The 19,226-nt window shown below is 71.9% G+C and carries 13 protein-coding genes; 8 read left to right on the top strand and 5 right to left on the bottom strand.

The window, feature by feature from the left end:
- Positions 1-66: 66 nt before the first annotated feature.
- Positions 67-519: an NUDIX hydrolase gene (locus IAG44_RS26945; protein WP_187749656.1), complete on the bottom strand. Its 453-nt coding sequence runs from the start codon at positions 517-519 to the stop codon at positions 67-69.
- A 213-nt stretch (positions 520-732) separates the two neighbouring features.
- Between IAG44_RS26945 and IAG44_RS26940 the strand changes: the two genes are divergently transcribed.
- The 4 genes from IAG44_RS26940 to IAG44_RS26925 all read left to right on the top strand — a co-directional run bounded on the left by IAG44_RS26940 (position 733) and on the right by IAG44_RS26925 (position 6,329).
- On the top strand, positions 733-4,008 hold the full coding sequence (locus IAG44_RS26940) for a S8 family serine peptidase (RefSeq protein WP_246562128.1): 3,276 nt from the start codon (positions 733-735) through the stop codon (positions 4,006-4,008).
- 483 nt (positions 4,009-4,491) lie between these two features.
- Positions 4,492-5,472, top strand: a complete 981-nt coding sequence (locus IAG44_RS26935; protein ID WP_187749654.1) for a helix-turn-helix domain-containing protein — start codon at positions 4,492-4,494, stop codon at positions 5,470-5,472.
- 140 nt (positions 5,473-5,612) lie between these two features.
- A complete protein-coding gene (locus IAG44_RS26930) occupies positions 5,613-5,936 on the top strand; it encodes a hypothetical protein (RefSeq protein ID WP_187749653.1) in 324 nt (107 codons plus the stop codon).
- A 171-nt stretch (positions 5,937-6,107) separates the two neighbouring features.
- Positions 6,108-6,329, top strand: coding sequence for a hypothetical protein (locus IAG44_RS26925; protein ID WP_187749652.1), 222 nt, complete (start codon positions 6,108-6,110; stop codon positions 6,327-6,329).
- A 78-nt stretch (positions 6,330-6,407) separates the two neighbouring features.
- Here the strand turns inward: IAG44_RS26925 and IAG44_RS26920 are convergent, their stop codons facing one another.
- Positions 6,408-7,067, bottom strand: a complete 660-nt coding sequence (locus IAG44_RS26920; RefSeq protein WP_187749651.1) for a hypothetical protein — start codon at positions 7,065-7,067, stop codon at positions 6,408-6,410.
- A 1-nt stretch (position 7,068) separates the two neighbouring features.
- Positions 7,069-7,590 carry an RNA polymerase sigma factor gene (locus IAG44_RS26915; protein ID WP_425508470.1) on the bottom strand — a complete coding sequence of 174 codons (522 nt, stop codon included), beginning with the start codon at positions 7,588-7,590 and terminating at the stop codon, positions 7,069-7,071.
- Positions 7,591-7,859: 269 nt separating this feature from the next.
- Between IAG44_RS26915 and IAG44_RS26910 the strand changes: the two genes are divergently transcribed.
- The gene (locus IAG44_RS26910; RefSeq protein WP_187749649.1) at positions 7,860-8,876 is read left to right on the top strand and encodes an aspartate-semialdehyde dehydrogenase; all 1,017 of its coding nucleotides are present in this window, start codon (positions 7,860-7,862) and stop codon (positions 8,874-8,876) included.
- Between the two features lie 422 nt (positions 8,877-9,298).
- On the opposite strand, the gene IAG44_RS26905 is transcribed toward IAG44_RS26910, so the two are convergent.
- Entirely contained in the window at positions 9,299-10,498 is a 1,200-nt protein-coding gene (locus IAG44_RS26905; RefSeq protein ID WP_187749648.1) for an MFS transporter, read from the bottom strand.
- A gap of 62 nt (positions 10,499-10,560) precedes the next feature.
- Between IAG44_RS26905 and IAG44_RS26900 the strand changes: the two genes are divergently transcribed.
- Complete coding sequence (locus IAG44_RS26900; RefSeq protein WP_246562127.1) at positions 10,561-11,442, top strand: LysR family transcriptional regulator; 882 nt, start codon at positions 10,561-10,563, stop codon at positions 11,440-11,442.
- Between the two features lie 32 nt (positions 11,443-11,474).
- Positions 11,475-14,039, top strand: coding sequence for an aminopeptidase N (gene pepN, locus IAG44_RS26895; protein WP_187749646.1), 2,565 nt, complete (start codon positions 11,475-11,477; stop codon positions 14,037-14,039).
- An 89-nt stretch (positions 14,040-14,128) separates the two neighbouring features.
- On the opposite strand, the gene IAG44_RS26890 is transcribed toward pepN, so the two are convergent.
- Positions 14,129-16,129, bottom strand: a complete 2,001-nt coding sequence (locus tag IAG44_RS26890) for a TerD family protein (protein WP_187749645.1) — start codon at positions 16,127-16,129, stop codon at positions 14,129-14,131.
- 201 nt (positions 16,130-16,330) lie between these two features.
- On the opposite strand from IAG44_RS26890, the gene malQ reads away from it, so the two are divergent.
- Positions 16,331-18,370, top strand: a complete 2,040-nt coding sequence (gene malQ, locus IAG44_RS26885; RefSeq protein ID WP_187749644.1) for a 4-alpha-glucanotransferase — start codon at positions 16,331-16,333, stop codon at positions 18,368-18,370.
- Positions 18,371-19,226: the final 856 nt, after the last annotated feature.

Below are 19,226 nucleotides of genomic sequence, written 5' to 3'. Positions count from 1 at the left end.
CGGTCAGGGGGAAGGACGCCCTCGGTTCAGGCGGAGTTGTCCCTGCTGAGAGGGGTTGAGCCTGTTTCAGTCAATCAGGTGACCCGTGGGCGGGCGTTGACGCCAGAGGCGGACGGCCGCCTCGACGATGCCGCCCGTCCGCAGGTCCGGGAGGTCCGCGAGGGCGTGCCAGGCCGCCAGGTCCGTCGAGCCGTTCTCCTCGGGGCGCAGTTCGCCGCCGGTGACCTTCGCCTCGTAGATCAGGGCCAGGCCGTGGTGGTCGGCGGGGCGGCGCAGGCCCCGGCGGGGGACGGGGGCGTGGCGGGAGACGGCACCGAGCAGGGCCGTGACCTCGACCTCGTAGCCGGTCTCCTCGCGCAGTTCGCGGACGACCGTGTCGTACGGGTCCTCGCCGTGTTCGACGCCGCCGCCCGGCATGATCCAGCTGCCGCCGCCGGTGGGGGCGCGGAAGCGGGCGAGGAGGATGCGGTCGTCCTGGACGATCACGGCGTAGGCCGCCGTTCTCCTGGTCTTTCTCACGGGCGGTTCACAGCTCCCTGTCGTAGCGGGCACCCTGGTGGGCGTTTTGTCCGGAAGTAGCGGTCAACTCACTAAAGTCCATCGCGGGTTTTCCCCATACATTCACCGCCTCCCGGTCAACTCTCCCCAAACGATCGTCCCGTGGGTAAAGCTGGGCGATCGTTCGGGATCAGTTTCGGTCCCCTTCACCGAAGACATGAGCTAGGGATGCCCATGACCCACACCCCCCACAGACGTACGGTCCGAATAGCCGTCGCGGCGGGGCTCGTCGCCGCGCTGTCGGCCGCCGGTCCCGTGCCGCTGGCGTTCGCCGGGGACCAGCACTCCACCGTCGCCCCCAAGTCGTCGCCGGACAAGGCCGACAAGCTGGGCGCGGACGACGCGGCGGCGCTCGCGGACGCGAAGACCGAGGGGGACAAGACCGTCACGATGATGGTCGCCACCACCCCGGGCGCCACCGCCCAGGTCGCGAAGCAACTCGACGGCCTGGACGGCGGGTTCATCGGCCGCAAGGACGACAAGCTCGGCTACGTCCGCGCGACCGTCCCCACCGGCAAGGCGGACGCGGCCATCGCCGCCGCGTCGAAGCTGACGTCGGTCCAGGCGATCGACCTCCGCCAGGAGATCGCCCTGGACGACCCGACACCGGGCACCTCGAAGGGCGACTCCGCCCCCAAGGCCGGGAGTTACCCCGCGCCGGGCAAGAACACCCCGGCGACGAACCCGTACAACCCGTCCTTCGAAACGGGCGCCGTCTCCTTCGTCGAGGACCACCCGACCTACGACGGCCGTGGCGTCACCATCGGCGTCCTCGACTCCGGCGTCGACCTCGGCCACCCGGCGCTGCAGAAGACGACGACCGGTGAGCGGAAGATCGTCGACTGGGTCACCGCGACCGACCCGGTGGTCGACCGCGACGGCACCTGGCTGCGGATGAACTCCCCTGTCGCGGGGCCCACGTTCACCGCCGCCGGCCGGAGTTGGAAGGCCCCCGCCGGGGACTTCCGGTTCCAGACCTTCGCCGAGTCCGCCACCAACGGCGGTGACATGGCCGGGGACTTGAACCGCGACGGCGACAAGTCCGACGTGTGGGGCGTCCTTTACGACGCCGCCGCCGGTACCGTCCGCGTCGACCTCGACAACGACGGCGACTTCACCGACGAAGAGGCGCTGAAGCCGTACAAGGACGGTTTCCAGATCGGGTACTTCGGGACCGACAACCCGGCGACCGAGGTCGCCGAGCGCATCCCGTTCGTCGTCGAGATCCGCAAGGACGTCGTCTTCAACGGCGCCGGCGACAAGTCCGACTACGTCAGCATCGGCGTCGTCGAGTCCCGGCACGGCAGCCACGTCGCCGGGATCACCGCCGCCAACTCCCTGTTCGGCGGCCGCATGAACGGCGCGGCGCCGGGCGCCAAGATCGTGTCGTCGCGCGCCTGCACCTGGACCGGCGGCTGCACCAACGTCGCGCTCACCGAGGGCATGATCGACCTCGTCACCAAGCGCGGCGTCGACATCGTCAACATGTCCATCGGCGGGCTGCCCCCGCTGAACGACGGCAACAACGCCCGCGCGCAGCTCTACACGCGCCTCATCGACACCTACGGCGTGCAGCTCGTCATCGCGGCCGGCAACGAGGGTCCGGGCATCAACACGATCGGTGACCCCGGCCTCGCCGACAAGGTCATCAGCGTCGGCGCGTCCATCTCCAAGGAGACCTGGGCCGCGAACTACGGGTCCCAGGTGACCAAGAAGTACGCGATGCTGCCGTTCTCCTCCGCCGGGCCGCGCGAGGACGGCGGGTTCGTGCCGACGCTCGTCGCGCCGGGCGCCGCCGTCAACACGATGCAGACCTGGTCGCCGGGCGCGCCGACCGCCGAGGCCGGCTACAGCCTGCCCGCCGGGTACGCGATGCTCCAGGGGACGTCGATGGCGTCGCCGCAGGCCGCGGGCGCGAGCGCGCTGCTGCTGTCCGCCGCGAAGCAGCGCGGTATCGAGCTGTCGCCGCTGACCCTGCGCACGGCGCTGACCAGCACCGCGCGTGAGATCAAGGGCGTTCCCGCGCATGTGCAGGGCGCGGGGCTGATCCGCATCGTGCAGGCGTGGGACGCGATCAAGAAGGGCGCGACCGCGCACGACTACACCGTCAAGGCGCCGGTCAGCACCGCGCTCTCGGGCGCGCTGAAGGAGCCCGGGTTCGGTACCGGCATCTACGACCGCGAGGGCGGGCTGAAGGTCGGCGAGAAGCGGACCTACGACGTCGTCGTCACCCGGACCTCCGGGCCCGCCAAGGCGGTTGAGCACCGTGTCTCGCTCGTCACGAACGACGGGACGTTCAAGCTGCTCGGCGGCAAGCGCGTCAAGCTGCCGCTGAACACGCCGGTGACGCTCAAGGTGCAGGCGCGGGCCAAGTCGGCGGGCGTGCACAGCGCGATCGTCGAACTCGACGACCGGTCGACCGTCGGCGTGGACCGGCAGATCCTCTCCACCGTCGTCGTCTCCCACGCGCTCGTCACGCCGTCGTACACCTTCTCCAAGGCCGCGAGCGTGCAGCGCAACAGCAGCCACTCGTACTTCGTGACCGTGCCGCAGGGTGCAAAGACCCTTGAGGTCGCGCTCGGTGGGCTGAAGGACAAGAGCCAGACGCGGTTCATCTCGCTGCACCCGTACGGGACGCAGATGGAGGACTCCGCGACGGTCTACTGCTACAGCGACTACTCCAACCCCGATCTGCCCAACAACTGCCGCCCGGATCTGCGGACCTACACCAACCCGACGCCGGGTGTGTGGGAGATCGAGGTCGAGTCGCGGCGGACGTCGCCGCACCTCGACAACCCGTACACGCTCGATGTGTCGGTGCTCGGTACCGAGTTCTCGCCGGCCGTGCGGACGGTGGCCGAGGCGAAGGTCGGGACGCCTGTCGCCGTCGACTGGACGGTGAAGAACGGGTTCGCGCCGCTCACCGCGAAGCTGGAGGGCGGGTCGCTGGGGTCGGCGAAGCTGGGTACGCCGACGATCGCGCACGGTGCTTCGCAGACGTCGACCGTTGTGGTGCCGGCCGGGGTCGAGCGGTTCGACGTGTCCATCGGTGGGGTTTCCGACGCCGCCGCGGATCTGGACCTCGTGGTGTACCGCGACGGGGTGGAGGTCGCGAAGTCGGCGGACGGGGACTCCGAGGAATCGGTGAGCGTCGTGAAGCCGGCTGCGGGGACCTACACGGTTGTCGTGGACGGGTACAGCGTTCCTGCCGGGACTACGACGTTCCAGTACAAGGACGTGTACTTCGCCGCTGGGCTCGGGAGTGTGTCCGTGGACTCCGGGGCGACCGTCTCCATCGCGAGCGGGGCCTCGGCGACCATCTCGGGGAACGTCCTTGTGAAGGCCGCTGGGCCTGAAGGGCGGGAGTTCTTCGGGGAGGTTCGGCTGGTGAATGCCAGGGGGACCGCTGCGGGGGTTGGGACCGTGGTGATCGAGAAGGTCGTGGGTTAGCGACTAAGGGGGTGGGGTGGGGAGTTGTGTGTCGGCTGCGGGTTCGTTGTGGCTTGTCGCGCAGTTCCCCGCGCCCCTAAAAGACCTGCGCGGGGCCTGAATTGAAGAGGCGGGCGCTCCCCCAAGAGCGCCCGCCTCTTCGCTTTCCCCCGGTTTCCCCACCTTCCCCCCGTTTTCCCCCTTTTCCCCACCCCGTTTTTCCGGCCGGCGCCCACCCCCGTGACGGCGCCGGCCGGTGTCCGGTTGCCGGGTGATGCCCTCCCCCGAGGGAGCACCACCCGGCGATCAATGACATTAGGCGGGGTGGTCGGGGGTTGGGGGGTTCCGGTTGTGGCACCACGTGGCCATGGCCGGGAGATGCCAGGAGGTCACGCCGGGTGACTCGAACGCAGGTACGCCGAAATGGCGGATCGGATACCGTCAGCCACAGTTCCGACACCACCGACAGATCTCGGCCGCAGAACGGCCCGCGCAGGGGGAGCCATGCTGGAGACCATCGGCATCGACCAGTCGACCCACGACGTCTACCGGTCTTTGCTGCTGCACCCCTCCTGGACCCTGGAGGACATCGCCCGCGAGACCGGGCTCGCGGAGACCGAGGTGCGCGGCGCGCTCGACCGGCTGACCCAACTCTCGCTCCTCCATGAGGCCGCGGGCCACCAGTTCGTTCCCGTGAGTCCGGAAATCGTCCTCTCGCCGCTGCTCCAGCGCCGGGAGGCCGAGCTGGACGAGCAGCGCGCCCGGCTCTCCCAGGAACGGGCCGCTCTCGCGGCGCTGACCTCGGATTACGCCAACATGGCGGCGCACCGCGTGGACAGCGGCGTCGAGCGTCTCGAAGGCGTCGACGCGGTGCGGGTGCGGCTCATGGAGTTGGCTCATCAGGCACGGGTCGACGTGCGGACGTTCGTGCCGGGCGGGGCGCTGAGCGCGGCGGCCCTCGACGCCGGGCGGCCGCTCGACGAGCAGCATCTGTCCCGTGGGGTGCGGATGCGGACGGTGTATCTCGACAGCGTCCGCAACGATCCGCCGACCGTGGAGTACGCGAACTGGCTCGCGTCGCGGGGCGGGGAGACGCGTACGGTGCCGGCGCTGCCGATGCGGATGATCCTCTCCGACCACACCACCGCCGTCATCCCCATCGACATCGACGACAGCCGCAAGGGGGCGCTGCTCATCCGCTACCCCGGGATGGTGCGGGCGCTGGGCGAGCTGTTCGACATGGTGTGGGAGAACGCCGTCCCGCTGGGCTCCGCGCCGCAGGAGATACCGGAGGACGCGCCGACGGACCGTGAGGCGGCGCTGCTGAAGATGCTGGCGGCGGGGCTCACGGACGAGGGGATCGCCCGGAAGATGGGCGTCTCGCTGCGGACGGTTCGGCGCAACACGGCGGATCTGCAACGGCGGCTGGGGGTGCAGAGCCGGTTCCAGGCGGGGGCGGAGGCGGTGAGACGGGGGTGGCTGTGAGGGGTGATGGATCAGTGGCTCAGCCACTCGGCCTTTCGGCCACCGGGCCACTTTCACGTTGCTGGCCGCTCCCTGCCATGACCGGGGGATGACAGCTGGACGCGGCCGATATCCGCACAGGCCGTGCCTAAGGTCACACCGTGTACGCAGTCAAGGTCGTTCTCCTGCCGTCGGCCGCGCCGCCCGTCGCGATGCCCAGCGACCAGCGGCTGAGCGCCGTTGCCGAGCACACGAGAACCGACCCCCGCCCAGGCATCGCCCACGTCTCGCTCGCGAGGTGGGGCAGACGGCTGGTCGGGATGACGTTCGTGGAGGCCGGCAGCCTGGACGAGGCACTGGACCGCGCGCGCGACGGCTGGGCCGAGTGGCTGAGCCTCCCCGGACTGCTGCCGGACTGGGAGCTGGGCGACTGCCGTCCGGACCGTTACCTGTACGGGGAACCAAGAGGCGGCCGGGTCGCGTGATACGCGTGACCGGAATTGGCAAGAGCCTGCCATGGCCTCCTGAGGCCAGCGAAGGAACATGACAGCGGCATGGCCGCCGAACCATCATCGTTTCCGGCACACGCTCGCCGCCCCGGGGCACCGGCACCACGCCGGGCACTCCCCGGGAACGAAGAATTGCAGAGGCAGAGAATGAGACGAATCACCGGCCGAGCCGTCCGCACCGCACTCGCCGCCCTGGCTGTCACCGCGACGCTGGCGCTCCCGCTGGGCCTCGCCGGCCAGCACGGCGCCTCGCCCGCGCAGGACAAGCGGGTCGTGGCGGCCGACGGCCTCGACGACCCGGTCGTCACCAAGCCGACGAAGCCCAGCGGGGACGACACCGGCAGCTGGGTCTGGGACGGCTGGGAGTAGGCGGTACGACGCGTAGTACCTGACGCGTACGACGAGACAGAGGCGGGCGCCGTTGAAGGGGCGCCCGCCTTTCGCGTCTCAGCCGGGGCACGCCGTCTCGCGCGACTCCTCCAACGCCCGCACGAGCGACGGGCGCTGAGCCGCGACGCCGGGCTCCCCCACCACCAGCGCGTCCGGGGACGCCGAGTCCGGCCCGAGCGCGACCAGCAGCGCCTCCCCCCGCACGACCTCAGTGTCCACCGCGTCCACCGCGTCCACCGCGAACGTGACGTCGGAGGGGCCCGGCACCGGCTTGTAGGACCGCGTCACTCTCAGGGTGACCTCCGTCGCGTCCCCCTGGGGGTGTACGGAGATGACGGTGCCCTCGACGACCGTGGCGGCGCAGGCCAGGTACTCGGGGTCGGTGAGGGCGTCCGCTGCCTCCTCAGCGGTACCGCCAACTGCGGAGGCAGCGGACTTGTCGGCGTCCCCCGCGTCGCCGGCGCCGCCGGTCCCGGCCAGCAGGGTGAGGGTGCCGCCGAGCAGGCCGAGCACGCCGGTCGCCGCGAGGCCGTACAGCACCCCGCGACAGGAGCGGCGGCGTGGGGGAACGGCCACCGGGCCGGCGTCCAGTTCCTCGGCGATGAGGGCGAGTTGGTGGCGCAGGACGGCGATGTCCGCGTGGGCGGCGCGGAGTTCGGGGGTGTCGGGGGCGGGTTCGCCGGTGATCGCGTGCAGGAGCGCGTCGTCGTCGGGCATCTCAGACCACCTCGTCCTCGTGCAGGCGGACGCGCAGCGCCCTGACCGCCGTGTGCAGCCGGCTCTTCACCGTGCCTTCGGGCACGCCGAGTTGTTCCGCGATCGACGCGACGGGGAGGTCGGCGTAGAAGCGGAGGATCACCACCTGGCGCTGGGCGTCGGGGAGTTGGTCGAGTCCTCGGGCAACGGCCAGTGAGAGCACGCTCGTTTCCTCGCCGGACGGCTGCGCGGTCTGGCGCAGCGAGGCGAGGCGTTCGCCGAGGCGTTCCTGGCGGCGTTTCGCTCGGTGCCAGTCCATGGCCAGGTTGGAGGCGACGACGGCCGCCCACGCGGAGACGTCGCGCGGGGCCTCGTAGCCCTTCGCGGCGCGTTCCAGGAGGCGCAGGCGGACCTGTTGCACGCCGTCCGGCAGGTCCGCCTGGGGGACGCCGCCGAGGGCGAGGACCGCTCTGACGCGGCGCTCCTGTGCCGCGTCCAGGGGATCGTCGCCGGCCTCGGTCCGGCGCGGTTTTCTGCGCAGCACAGACACCCCTCCCTGTTTCTCCTACGACGCCGGGCCCCCGGGAAACGTTCGTGGGGTGTACGTCACATCGGCGGGCGGGGCGGAACGGATTGCGGTGTGGGGGCGGGTCGGGGGCAATATCTCCAGCTCAGTGCGGGTGTGGCCGGAGTTCTGGTGCCGTGTGGTGGTGCGCCGGGTGGAGTGGGGGGCAAAGAATTGGACAGGTGGACCGGGGTGGGCCGCATGATGGAAACGCCGCAGACACATCAGTACAGCCACAGGGAGTCGCCGTGAGGATCGGAATCGTCGGAGCCACCGGGCAGGTCGGCACGGTCATGCGCAGGATCCTCACGGAGCGTGCGTTTCCGGTGACCGAGCTGCGGCTGTTCGCGTCGGCGCGGTCCGCCGGGTCCGAGCTGGACGGGGTGACCGTGGAGGACGCGGCGACCGCGGACTACTCCGGGCTGGACATCGTCCTCTTCTCCGCCGGGGGCGCGACGTCCAAGGCGCTCGCGGAGAAGGTGGCCGCGCAGGGGGCCGTCGTCATCGACAACTCGTCCGCGTGGCGGATGGATCCGGACGTCCCGCTGGTCGTCTCCGAGGTCAACCCGCATGCCGTCGCCGTGCGGCCCAAGGGGATCATCGCGAACCCCAACTGCACGACGATGGCCGCGATGCCGGTGCTGAAGGTGCTGCACGCCGAGGCGGGTCTTGAGACGCTGGTCGCCACGACGTACCAGGCCGTGTCCGGGTCCGGGCTCTCCGGGGTCGCCGAACTCGCCGGGCAGGTACGGAAGGTGATCGACGACGCGGAGAAGCTGACGCACGACGGGAGCGCCGTCGACTTCCCGGCGCCCGGTGTCTACAAGCGGCCCATCGCCTTCAACGTCCTTCCCCTCGCGGGCAATCTCGTCGACGACGGGCTGGGCGAGACGGACGAGGAGAAGAAGCTCCGCAACGAGTCCCGCAAGATCCTTGAGATCCCCTCGCTCAAGGTCTCCGGCACCTGCGTCCGCGTTCCCGTCTTCACCGGGCACTCCCTCCAGCTCAACGCGAGCTTCGCGCGTCCGCTGAGCCCCGAGCGGGCGCTGGAACTGCTGTCGACGGCCCCCGGCGTAGTCGTCACGGACATCCCCACCCCCCTCCAGGCCGCCGGCCAGGACCCCTCCTACGTCGGCCGCGTCCGCCGCGACGAGACCGTCGCGAACGGCCTCGCCCTCTTCGTCTCCAACGACAACCTCCGCAAGGGCGCCGCCCTCAACGCCGTCCAGATCGCCGAGTTGGTGGCGGCCGAGCTCAACGCCTAGGCACCATGGGGGAACTGCGCGTCGTGCGGCTGCGGCACCGTCGTGGCTGGTCGCGCAGTTCCCCGCGCCCCTGAAAGACCTGCGGCTGGGCCTCGTTCGGGGCGATCCGGCGTTCCGCCACGTACAAGAAGCAGCCGTGGATCACCGAGCGTACGTGTACCGCGAGGCAGCAGCGGAGGGGGCGCCGCCCTCAACGCCGTCCAGATCGCCGAGTTGGTGGCGGCCGAGCTCAACGCCTAGGCGCCGTGAGGGAACTGCGCGTCGTGCGGCTGCGGCACCGTCGTGGCTGGTCGCGCAGTTCCCCGCGCCCCTGAAAGACCTGCGGCTGGGCCTCGTTCGGGGGGCACCCCGCGCATCGCCGCCGCAGAAGACCGGCACGTGGCGGAGCCGCGCATGTATGCAGCCCCGTGCCCTTGAAAACCTCAGGCTCGTGCCCGGTGTTCGGGGTTGCCGGCGAGGTCGCGGCGTCGCGTTGCGGTGAGGAGGGTGGGGGCGGCGAGGAGGGTGAGGGTGGCGCCCAGGTAGAGGACGGCGGTGGGGCCGTGGGTGTCTGCTGTGCGGCCGCCTGCGAAGGCGCCTGCGGCGATGGCCGCGTTGAAGACGCCGGCGAAGAGGGCGGAGGCGGCTTCTTTGGTGTGGGGGGCTGCTGAGGTCAGCCAGGTCTGGGCCGTGACGGAGACGCCGCCGTAGAGGAGGCCCCAGAGGAGTAGGAGGGTCGTGGTGAGGGGGAGGGAGTGGGAGGAGGGGGCCAGGAGGGTCAGGGTTGTTGTCAGGGTCGTGGCGATCAGGAGGAGGGTACGGGTGGGGTTACGGGGGGCTCTGGTGCCGATGAGGAAGGTGCCGGCCACCCCTGACGTCCCGTAGGCCAGAAGTAGCAGGCCGATCTGTCCCTCCGCGAGTCCCGGGACGCGTTCCAGGAGCGGGCGGACGTAGGTGTACGCGGCGAAGTGGCCGGTGACGAGGAGGGCGACGGCGGTGAGGCCGCGCCGGAGGCGGGCGTCGCGCAGGAGTTGGGGGAAGACGGTGAGGCGGACGGGGGTTTCTGCCGGCAGCGGGGGCAGCGTGGCGTACAGGGCCGCCGCCACGGCCGTCGCGAGGAAAGCCGGCGCCGCGAACGCCCAGCGCCAGCCCGCGGCCTCGCCGAGGAACGTGCCCGCCGGGACGCCGATGACAGAGGCGACGGCGATGCCGGAGAAGACGACGGCCGTCGCGCGCCCGGCCCGCTCACCGGGCACCAGCCGCGCCGGCAGCCCCGCCGCGATCGCCCACACCCCGCCGATGCACACGCCGACCAGCGCACGGGCGACGAGCAGGACGGCCAGCCCGGGGGTGAGCGCGGACAGCAGCCCGGCGACGGCGAGGAGCAGCAGGAGGGCGACGAGGACGTGCCGGCGGTCGCTGCGGCGTACGACGACCGGCAAGAGCGGTGCCGTACCGGCCGCGACGAGCCCGGGGAGCGTGACGGCGAGCCCCGCCGTTCCGGCCGAGACCCCCAGCGACGCCCCGAGCGAGGTGAGGAGGCCGACGGGAAGCATCTCGGTGGTGACGACGGCGAAGGTGGCGGCGGCGAGAGCGAGAACGGCGGGCCAGGTGCCGGTGTCTGTGGAGGGGTTGGCGGACATGCCTCCACCCTTCGCGCCGGGCCCGCCGGGAACAACGGCGAACCTCTCGCCCTTCCATGAACGTGGCTTATCGATCGCCCCCCGACCTGCGTGAGCTGGAGTGCTTCCTGACCCTCGCCGAGGAACTGCACTTCGGCAGGACCGGCGAGCGGATGTACGTGTCGCAGGCCCGCGTCAGCCAGTTGCTGCGCGCTCTGGAGCGCCGGATCGGGGGCCGGCTGGTCAGCCGGACGAGCCGCCGGGTGGCCCTGACACCGCTGGGCGAGCGCTTCCTGGCCCGCCTGCGTCCGGCGTACGAGGAGCTGGTGGCCGCCGTCGAGGAGGCGGGCGGGACCGGCCTCAGGCTCGGCTTCCAGGGCGCCGTCAGTACCGAACTCGCCGGTGTCCTGCGCGAGTTGGGGGATATCGATCTCGTCGAGCTGCCGCTGTCCGACCCGTTCGGCGCGCTGCGCGCCGGGAGCGTCGACGCGGCCGTCGTCCTGCTGCCCGTCCGCGAGCCGGACCTCGTCCTCGGCCCCGTCTTCTCCCGCCGCCCCCAGCGCCTCGGGGTCCCGGCCGGTCATCCCTTCGCGACGCGGACGTCCGTGTCGGCGCCGGAGGTCGCGGCGCAGCCGCTGGTCAGGCCCGCTCCCCCGGCCCCCGCGTACTGGCGCGCCGCGCAGGCCCCGGCGGCGTCCGGGCCCGAGGCGGGCACCCTCCAGGAGGGGCTGACGCTGGTCGCGACGGGGCGCGGCGCGATGCTGCTGTGCGAGCCGACGGCGACGGCGCACCGGCGGGACGACGTGGTGTTCGTGCCGGTGGAGGGGGTGGCGGAGTCCGCGCTGGGGCTGGTGTGGACGCGGGGCGGCGAGGGGGCCGGGGTGCGGGCGCTGGCGCGGGCCCTGGCGGAGAGGGCCCAAGGCCACCCGAACGTCGCCCGGGGCACCTGCCCCGTGGAAAGATGACCACAACCCACGCATAACGAGGAGATGACCGCGTGCCTGGCACAAACCTGACTCGCGAAGAGGCGCAGCAGCGGGCGAAGCTGCTCACCGTTGACTCGTACGAGATCGATCTCGACCTCTCCGGAGCGCAGGAGGGCGGCACCTACCGGTCCGTGACCACGGTGCGCTTCGACGTCGCCGAGGGCGACACCTCGTCGTTCATCGACCTGGTCGCCCCGGCCGTCTCGGAGGTGACGCTCAACGGGGACGCGCTGGACCCGGACGAGGTGTTCAAGGACTCCCGGATCGCGCTGCCGGGCCTGCTCGAGGGCCCGAACATCCTGCGGGTCGTCGCGGACTGCGCGTACACCAACACCGGTGAGGGCCTGCACCGGTTCGTCGACCCGGTCGACCAGCAGGCGTACCTCTACACGCAGTTCGAGGTGCCGGACGCCCGCCGCGTGTTCGCGTCCTTCGAACAGCCGGACCTGAAGGCGACGTTCAGGTTCACGGTGAAGGCGCCGACCGGCTGGACGGTGATCTCCAACTCGCCGACGCCCGAACCGAAGGACGACGTCTGGGAGTTCGAGCCGACGCCGCGCATCTCGACGTACGTCACGGCGCTGATCGTCGGCCCGTACCACTCGGTGCACAGCGTGTACGAGAAGGACGGCCAGTCGGTGCCGCTCGGCATCTACTGCCGCCCCTCGCTGGCCGAATTCCTCGACTCCGACGCCATCTTCGAGGTGACCCGGCAGGGATTCGACTGGTTCCAGGAGAAGTTCGACTACGCGTACCCGTTCAAGAAGTACGACCAGCTCTTCGTCCCGGAGTTCAACGCGGGCGCGATGGAGAACGCGGGCGCGGTGACGATCCGCGACCAGTACGTGTTCCGGTCGAAGACGACGGACGCGGCGTACGAGACGCGCGCGGCGACGATCCTGCACGAGCTGGCGCACATGTGGTTCGGCGACCTGGTCACCATGGAGTGGTGGAACGACCTGTGGCTGAACGAGTCGTTCGCGACGTACGCGGAGGCCGCCTGCCAGGCGTACGCGCCGGGTTCGCGCTGGCCGCACTCCTGGACGACGTTCGCCAACCAGATGAAGACGTGGGCCTACCGCCAGGACCAACTGCCGTCCACGCACCCGATCATGGCGGACATCCGCGACCTCGACGACGTCCTCGTCAACTTCGACGGGATCACGTACGCGAAGGGCGCGTCGGTGCTGAAGCAGCTCGTCGCGTATGTCGGCGAGGACGCGTTCTTCACGGGCGTGCAGGCTTATTTCAAGCGGCACGCGTTCGGCAACACGCGTCTGTCCGATCTGCTGGGCGCGCTGGAGGAGACCTCCGGGCGTGACCTGAAGTCCTGGTCGAAGGCGTGGCTGGAGACGGCTGGGATCAACATCCTGCGCCCGGAGATCGAGGTGGACGCGCAGGGCGTCATCACCTCGTTCGCGGTCCGCCAGGAGGCTCCCGCGCTGCCGGCCGGCGCGAAGGGCGAGGCCACGCTCCGCCCGCACCGCATCGCTGTCGGCCTGTACGAACTCGACGACGAGAGCGGCAAGTTGGTGCGCGACGAGCGCGTCGAGCTGGACATCGACGGCGAGCTGACGGCCGTCCCGCAGCTCGTCGGCAAGCGCCGCCCGGCGGTGTTCCTGCTCAACGACGACGACCTCTCGTACGCCAAGGTCCGCCTCGACGCGGACTCCCTCGCGGTCGTCACTCAGCACCTCGGCGACTTCGAGTCCTCGCTGCCGCGCGCGCTGTGCTGGGCCTCGGCCTGGGACATGACGCGGGACGCGGAGCTGGCGACCAGCGACTACCTCTCGCTGGTGCTGTCCGGCATCGGCAAGGAGTCGGACATCGGCGTCGTCCAGTCCCTCCAGCGGCAGGTGAAGCTGGCGCTTGAGCTGTACGCGGCGCCGGCCAAGCGTGAGGATCTGCTGGCGCGTTGGACCGAGGCGGCGCTGGAGCACCTGCGTGCGGCGGCTCCCGGTGGCGACCACCAGCTGGCGTGGGCCCGCGCGTTCGCGGCGGCGGCCCGTACCGAATCCCAACTCTCCCTTCTTGAGGGCCTGTTGGACGGGACGTCGACGATCGACGGGCTCGCCGTGGACACCGAGCTGCGCTGGGCGTTCGTCCAACGCCTCGCGTCCGTCGGGCGGTTCGGCGACGCGGAGATCGACGCCGAGTACGAGCGCGACAAGACGGCGGCGGGTGAGCGGCACGCTCTCACGGCGCGGGCCTCCCGGCCCACCCCCGAGGCGAAGGCCGCCGCCTGGGCCTCCGTCATCGACTCCGCCGACCTTCCCAACGCGCTTCAGGAAGCGGTCATCGGGGGCTTCGTCCAGACCGATCAGCGTGAACTCCTCGCGCCGTACACGGAGAAGTACTTCGAGGTCGTCAAGGGGATCTGGGACTCCCGTTCCCACGAGATCGCCCAGCAGGTCGCCATCGGCCTCTACCCGTCGGTCCAGGTCACCCAGGACACCCTGGACCGCACCGACGCCTGGCTCTCCTCCGCCGAGCCCAACGCCGCTCTGCGGCGGCTCGTCTCGGAGTCGCGGTCGGGGATCGAGCGGGCGCTGAAGGCGCAGGCCGCTGACGCGTAAGCAGGCGCCTAAACGGCTTTGAGGCGCCCGGAGTTGTGGCTCCGGGCGCCTTTCGTCTGTGCGGCTCGTACGGCGCTGGGCGCCTCGCGTCACTCCAGGTGGGCCACGACGGCCGTGCGGAAGCGGGTCACGGCGTCGTCGACGCTGCGGATGAAGCCGGTCTCCGCGTTGCCCCGGCCGCCGCCCATGCTCTTGAACAGGGACAGGCGGAAGCCGGTGATGCGGGTGTCGGCGTTCTTGGGGAGCAGGTCGGCGGGTTCCGGGCGCAGGCGTTCCAGCGTGCCCCTCGGCCCGCCGGTGTCCCCCTCGACGAGGGTTTCGACGTGGAGGTCGGCCGGGGCGTCGGCCAGGCGGCGGACCAGGCGCTTGGCCCAGCTGAGGGGGTAGCCCTTGGCGGGGGCCGGGATCTCGACGGACGTCCGGATCCTGGCCGTGCGCAGGTCGGCGCAGACGGTCAGGATGCCGGGGGCGCCCTCGATCCGCAGTTCGGCCAAAAGTCGTCCGTCCAGGCAGAGTTGGTCGGCGAGGCGGCTGCGGCGCTCCTTCGGGTCGGCGCCGCGTCTGGCCCGCTGCACCGGCAGGACCTTCTGGCCGAGTTCACCGCCGAGGCTCAGGCAGATCTGCCGGACGAGCCGTTCCCAGCTCTCAACGACGTCCAGGGCGCGCGGGTCGCCGGCGCACAGGGTCTCGTCGTCGATGCCGTTGCGGACGGGGACCCAGGCCGCGCCCATGTTCTGGAAGCCGTGGCAGCCGGAGTTGTCGTGGCGCAGGTAGTGCAGGAGTTCCAGGAGCAGCCAGGCGTGCGCCTTGTCGCCGACGCCCTCGTGGCGGATCAACATCTGGGCCTGGTGGGCGACTTCGGCCCACGACAGGTGCCGCAGGGCGACCTTGTGCTTGCGGCGGCCGTCGACCTTGACGTCCACCAGGGGGCTGCCTTCGAGGGCTACGTCGTTCGAGAGCGTGATGACGGCCTCGTAGCCTCGCCGGGCGGCGATGTCCATGTACGCCTGCACCTGTTCGGACTTGAGGGCGTTGCCGTTGGTCTTCGTCTCGACCAGCGCGGTCCACAGTTTGCCGGCGCGTTCGACGCGGATGACTCCGTCCGGGCGTCTCGGGGTGTCGCCGTGCGGCAGCGAGACCTCGGTGAACGTCTCCATCCGGCCCGCCGGGGCGCCGAACGCGGCGGTGAGTCTGCGGCCGAACTCCGGGACCTGTGCCATCACGGACAGCAGGACGGACGTCGCGCGGGTCTCGCGGTCGCGGTCGCTCTTCAGGGCGGAGACGGGGAAGAGTCTTGCCGGTTGCCAACTGTCGTTCTCGGCGAGGGACTTCTTGGGGACGTCGGGGACGGTGACCTTCTTGCGGGCGGTGCGGGGGCGGGTGGGTTTCTTCGGGGTCGGTGTCTCTGCCTCTGTCTCTGCCTCTGTCTCGGCAGGCGGGCGGGGAGCGGGGATCAGGCCAGGCGCGGGGGTCGGGGCGGGCGTGGGGTCCTGGCGGACCGGTGTTTCCTGTTGCGCCGGTGTCTCCTCCGTTTCGGTGTCGTCCTGCTCCGCGTCGTCCTCGACGTCGACGCCGAAGTCCGCGGCGAGGCCGGCCAGGCCGCTGGCGTAGCCCTGTCCGACGGCGCGGAACTTCCACTCCTCGCCCCGCCGGTACAGCTCCCCGAAGATGATCGCGCTGACCGTCCCCGCGTCCTCGATGGCGAACCCGGCGAGCCCTTCGCCGCTCCCGTCGGCCAGCGTGACCTTCAGCTCCTCCAACTCCCCGAATCCCGCGCCCCCGTAGCGGCTCGCCGCGACGACGATCCGTTCGACGCCGGGCGCGACGGCGGTCAGGTCGAAGCTGATCCGGTCCTCGTCGCCGGTGTCGGTCGGGGCCTTGCCCAGCAACTGCACGCTGCCGTCGGCCGCGACGGGGTTGTTGTAGAAGTAGAAGTCCCCGTCGCCGCGCACCTTTCCGTTCCCGTCGAGCAGCAGGACGGACACGTCGGCGTCGCCCTCCCCCGTCGGGCTCACCCAACTCAGCCGCACCATCACGGAGTCGGCGCTCTCACTGAGTGCCGCCAGTGACACGTTCGACCCCTTGGCCATCTCCCGCACAGAACCCCCCAGTTCTCGAAGCAGCTCCCCCGTACCCATGTCGTGTGACGTAGGGCACCACATGGGACTGTAGTGGGCGATGTGGGGAGTTGGGGGTGGGTCGGGAAACACCGGGGCCGTGGACGCCGCTTCCTCGTCCGCCCACGGGGTAGTGCTGGGGGTGGACCCGTCCCGGCTGGCGAGGAGGTTGGCGTGGTCGACGAGGAGTTGGTGCGGCTTGCCGAGTTGTACGGGGTGGCGGGGGCCTTCAGTCCGGGGGCGGGGCGGGTGGTGGAGGCTTCGGAGGAGGCGTTGCGGGGGGTGTTGAGGGCGTTCGGGGTGGAGGCGGGGAGTGCGGAGGCGGTGCGGGGGGCGTTGGCGGAGCGGCAACGGGTGCTGCGGGAGCGGGTGTTGGCGCCGGTGGTGGTGTGGTGGGAGGGGCAGGCGGCGCCGGCGTTTCCCGAAGGGGCCGAGGTGCGGGTGGTGACCGAGGAGGGGGAGGTCCGGGAAGGGGTGGGGGAACTGCCGTTCGGGGTGCACCGGTTGAGTGTGGTGCTGCCGGACGGGCGGGCCGGGGACGCGCATCTCGTCGTCGCGCCCCGGCGGCTTCCCACGCCGGTCTCGCGGTCGTACGGGATGGTCGTGCAGCTCTACTCCCTTCTGTCGCGGCGGTCTTGGGGGATGGGGGACCTCGGGGATCTGCGGGAGCTGGTGGAGTGGAGCGGGCGGGGGCTCGGGGCGGGGTTCGTGCAGGTGAATCCGTTGCATGCGGCGGTGCCGGGGGTGCCCGAGGTGGCTGGGGTGCCCGAGGTGGCTGGGGCGCCGACCGATCCTTCGCCGTACCGGCCGTCGTCCCGGCGGTTCCCGGATCCGGTGTATCTGCGGGTCGAGGAGATACCCGAATTCGCCTACGTCGACGGGGCGTTGTTCCAGTCGCTGCGGGAGCGGGGCGGGCGGCTGCGCGAAGGGGTTCTGGAGAAGGGGGAGTTGATCGACCGGGACGCCGTGTGGGCGTTGAAGCGGGAGGCGTTGGAGGCGGTCGTCGCGCTGCCGCTCGGGCCGGGGCGGCGGGCGGCGTACTGCGACTTCCTCGCGGAGCAGGGGGAGGCGCTGGAGGACCACGCGACGTGGTGCGCGCTGGCGGAGGTGCACGGGGCGGACTGGACGCGGTGGCCGCGGGCGCTGCGTGATCCTCGGTCGGAGGAAACGGCCCGTGCGCGGCGGGAGTTGATGGACCGGGTCGACTTCCACAGCCGTCTCGCCTGGTACACGCACTCCCAACTCACCTCTGTGCAGCGGGAGTCGGGGATGAGTCTCGGGGTGGTGCACGATCTGGCCGTGGGCGTGCATCCCGGGGGCGCCGACGCCTGGGCCCAACAGGACTTCTTCGCCCAGGGGATGTCGGTGGGCGCACCCCCTGACGCCTTCAACTCCCTCGGGCAGAACTGGGGGTTGCCGCCCTGGCGTCCCGACCGGCTCGCCGAGTCGGGGTACCGGCCTTTCCGTGAGCTGCTGCGGGCGCTGTTCCGGTACGCGGGCGCGTTGCGCATCGACCACGTGATGGGGCTGTTCCGGCTCTGGTGGGTGCCGGAGGGGCGGTCCCCGGCCGACGGCGCGTACGTCCGCTACGACGCGGAGGCCATGCTCGCCGTCCTCGTCCTGGAAGCGGCGCGCGCCGGCGCCGTCGTCATCGGGGAGGACCTGGGCACCGTCGAGCCCGGCGTCCGCGAGACGCTGCGCGAGCGGGGGGTGCTCGGGACGTCCGTCCTGTGGTTCGAACGCGACTGGGACGGGGACGGGCGTCCCGTCCCCGCCGAACTCTGGCGCCCCGACTGCCTCGCGACCGCGACCACGCACGATCTTCCGCCGACCGCCGCCCGCTTGAGTGGCGCACACGTCGAACTCATGGACCGGCTGGGGTTGTTGAGCGGGCCCCTTGAGCGCGAGCGGGCCTCGGCCGCGGCCGACGTCCGCGAGTGGCTGGGCGTGCTCGGCGACTCCTCCGCCGACGAAGAATCCCAAGTCCGCGCGGTCTACCGGTACTTGACCCGTACGCCCGCCTCCCTGGTCGGCCTGTGGCTGCCGGACGCGATCGGGGACCGGCGTCCGCAGAACCTGCCGGGGACGTGGGATCAGTATCCGAACTGGCGGTTGCCGATCGCGGATGCTCAGGGGCGACCGGTGGGGTTGGAGGAACTGGCGGCTTCGCCTCGGCTGCGGGCGTTGGTTGAGGTGGTGCGGGGGGTGGGGTGAGTGGGGGGCGGGGGGCGGCGTGGTGGGGCGGGTGTTGGGGCGGGGTGGGAGGGGGTGTCGCGGGAGGGGCGGAGTGGGGGGTGTCGCTGCGGTGCGAGGGGGGCGGGGTGGGCCGGAGCCGGAGGGAGGCTCCTCGGCGGCGACGCCTGCGGGCTAACGACGGCTCGGCGCCGGGGCGGCACGGCGATCCGGGACGACCACATCGCGGCGGCGGGCCGGAGCGGCGGCGTGGCCGTGGGCCGAAGCCGGGGCGGGGCGTCTCGCGTCGGCGAACAGGCGGGGCGGCGGCATCGCGGCGGGGCGGGGCGGGCGTTGGGACGGGGCAGACGTCGGGGCGGGATGGGCGTCGGGCCAGGGCGGACGTCGGGATGGACTGGCGGCGGGCCGAGGCGCGCGCCCTGCGGCCCCGGCTCCCGCCTCCCGGCTCCCGGCTCCCCGCTTCCGGCCCTCCGCTCCCGGCCCCCGGCCCCCCGCCCCCGGCTCCCGGCCCCCGGCCCCCGGCTTCCGGCCCCCGGCCCCCGGCTCCCCGCCCCCGGCTCCCCGCTCCCGGCCCCCGGCCCCCCGGCTTCCGGCCCCCGGCCCCCCGGCTTCCGGCTCCCGGCTTCCGGCTCCCGGCCCCCCGCTCCCGGCTCCCCGCCCCCGGCTTCCGGCTTCCGGCTTCCGGCCCCCGGCCCCCGGCTCCCCGCTCCCGGCTCCCGGCTCCCCGCTCCCGGCTCCCGGCTTCCGGCTTCCGGCCCCCCGCTCCCGGCCCCCGGCCCCCGGCTCCCGGCTCCCGGCCCCCCGCTCCCGGCCCCCGGCCCCCGGCCCCCGGCTCCCGACTCCCGGCTCCCGGCTCCCGGCTCCCGGCTCCCGGCTC

It is taken from the genome of Streptomyces roseirectus, assembly GCF_014489635.1.
Lineage (GTDB): Bacteria > Actinomycetota > Actinomycetes > Streptomycetales > Streptomycetaceae > Streptomyces > Streptomyces roseirectus.
Note: the sequence above shows the minus strand (reverse complement) of the source record. Positions and strands in the feature narration are given on the sequence as shown.

Bases quoted from the DNA above. Each gene is read 5' to 3' on its own strand.
- IAG44_RS26925 (WP_187749652.1), top strand. From the start codon at position 6,108: ATGAGACGAATCACCGGCCGAGCCGTCCGCACCGCACTCGCCGCCCTG.
- IAG44_RS26905 (WP_187749648.1), bottom strand. From the start codon at position 10,498: ATGTCCGCCAACCCCTCCACAGACACCGGCACCTGGCCCGCCGTTCTC.
- IAG44_RS26920 (WP_187749651.1), bottom strand. From the start codon at position 7,067: ATGCCCGACGACGACGCGCTCCTGCACGCGATCACCGGCGAACCCGCC.
- IAG44_RS26940 (WP_246562128.1), top strand. From the start codon at position 733: ATGACCCACACCCCCCACAGACGTACGGTCCGAATAGCCGTCGCGGCG.
- IAG44_RS26935 (WP_187749654.1), top strand. From the start codon at position 4,492: ATGCTGGAGACCATCGGCATCGACCAGTCGACCCACGACGTCTACCGG.
- IAG44_RS26890 (WP_187749645.1), bottom strand. From the start codon at position 16,129: ATGGCCAAGGGGTCGAACGTGTCACTGGCGGCACTCAGTGAGAGCGCC.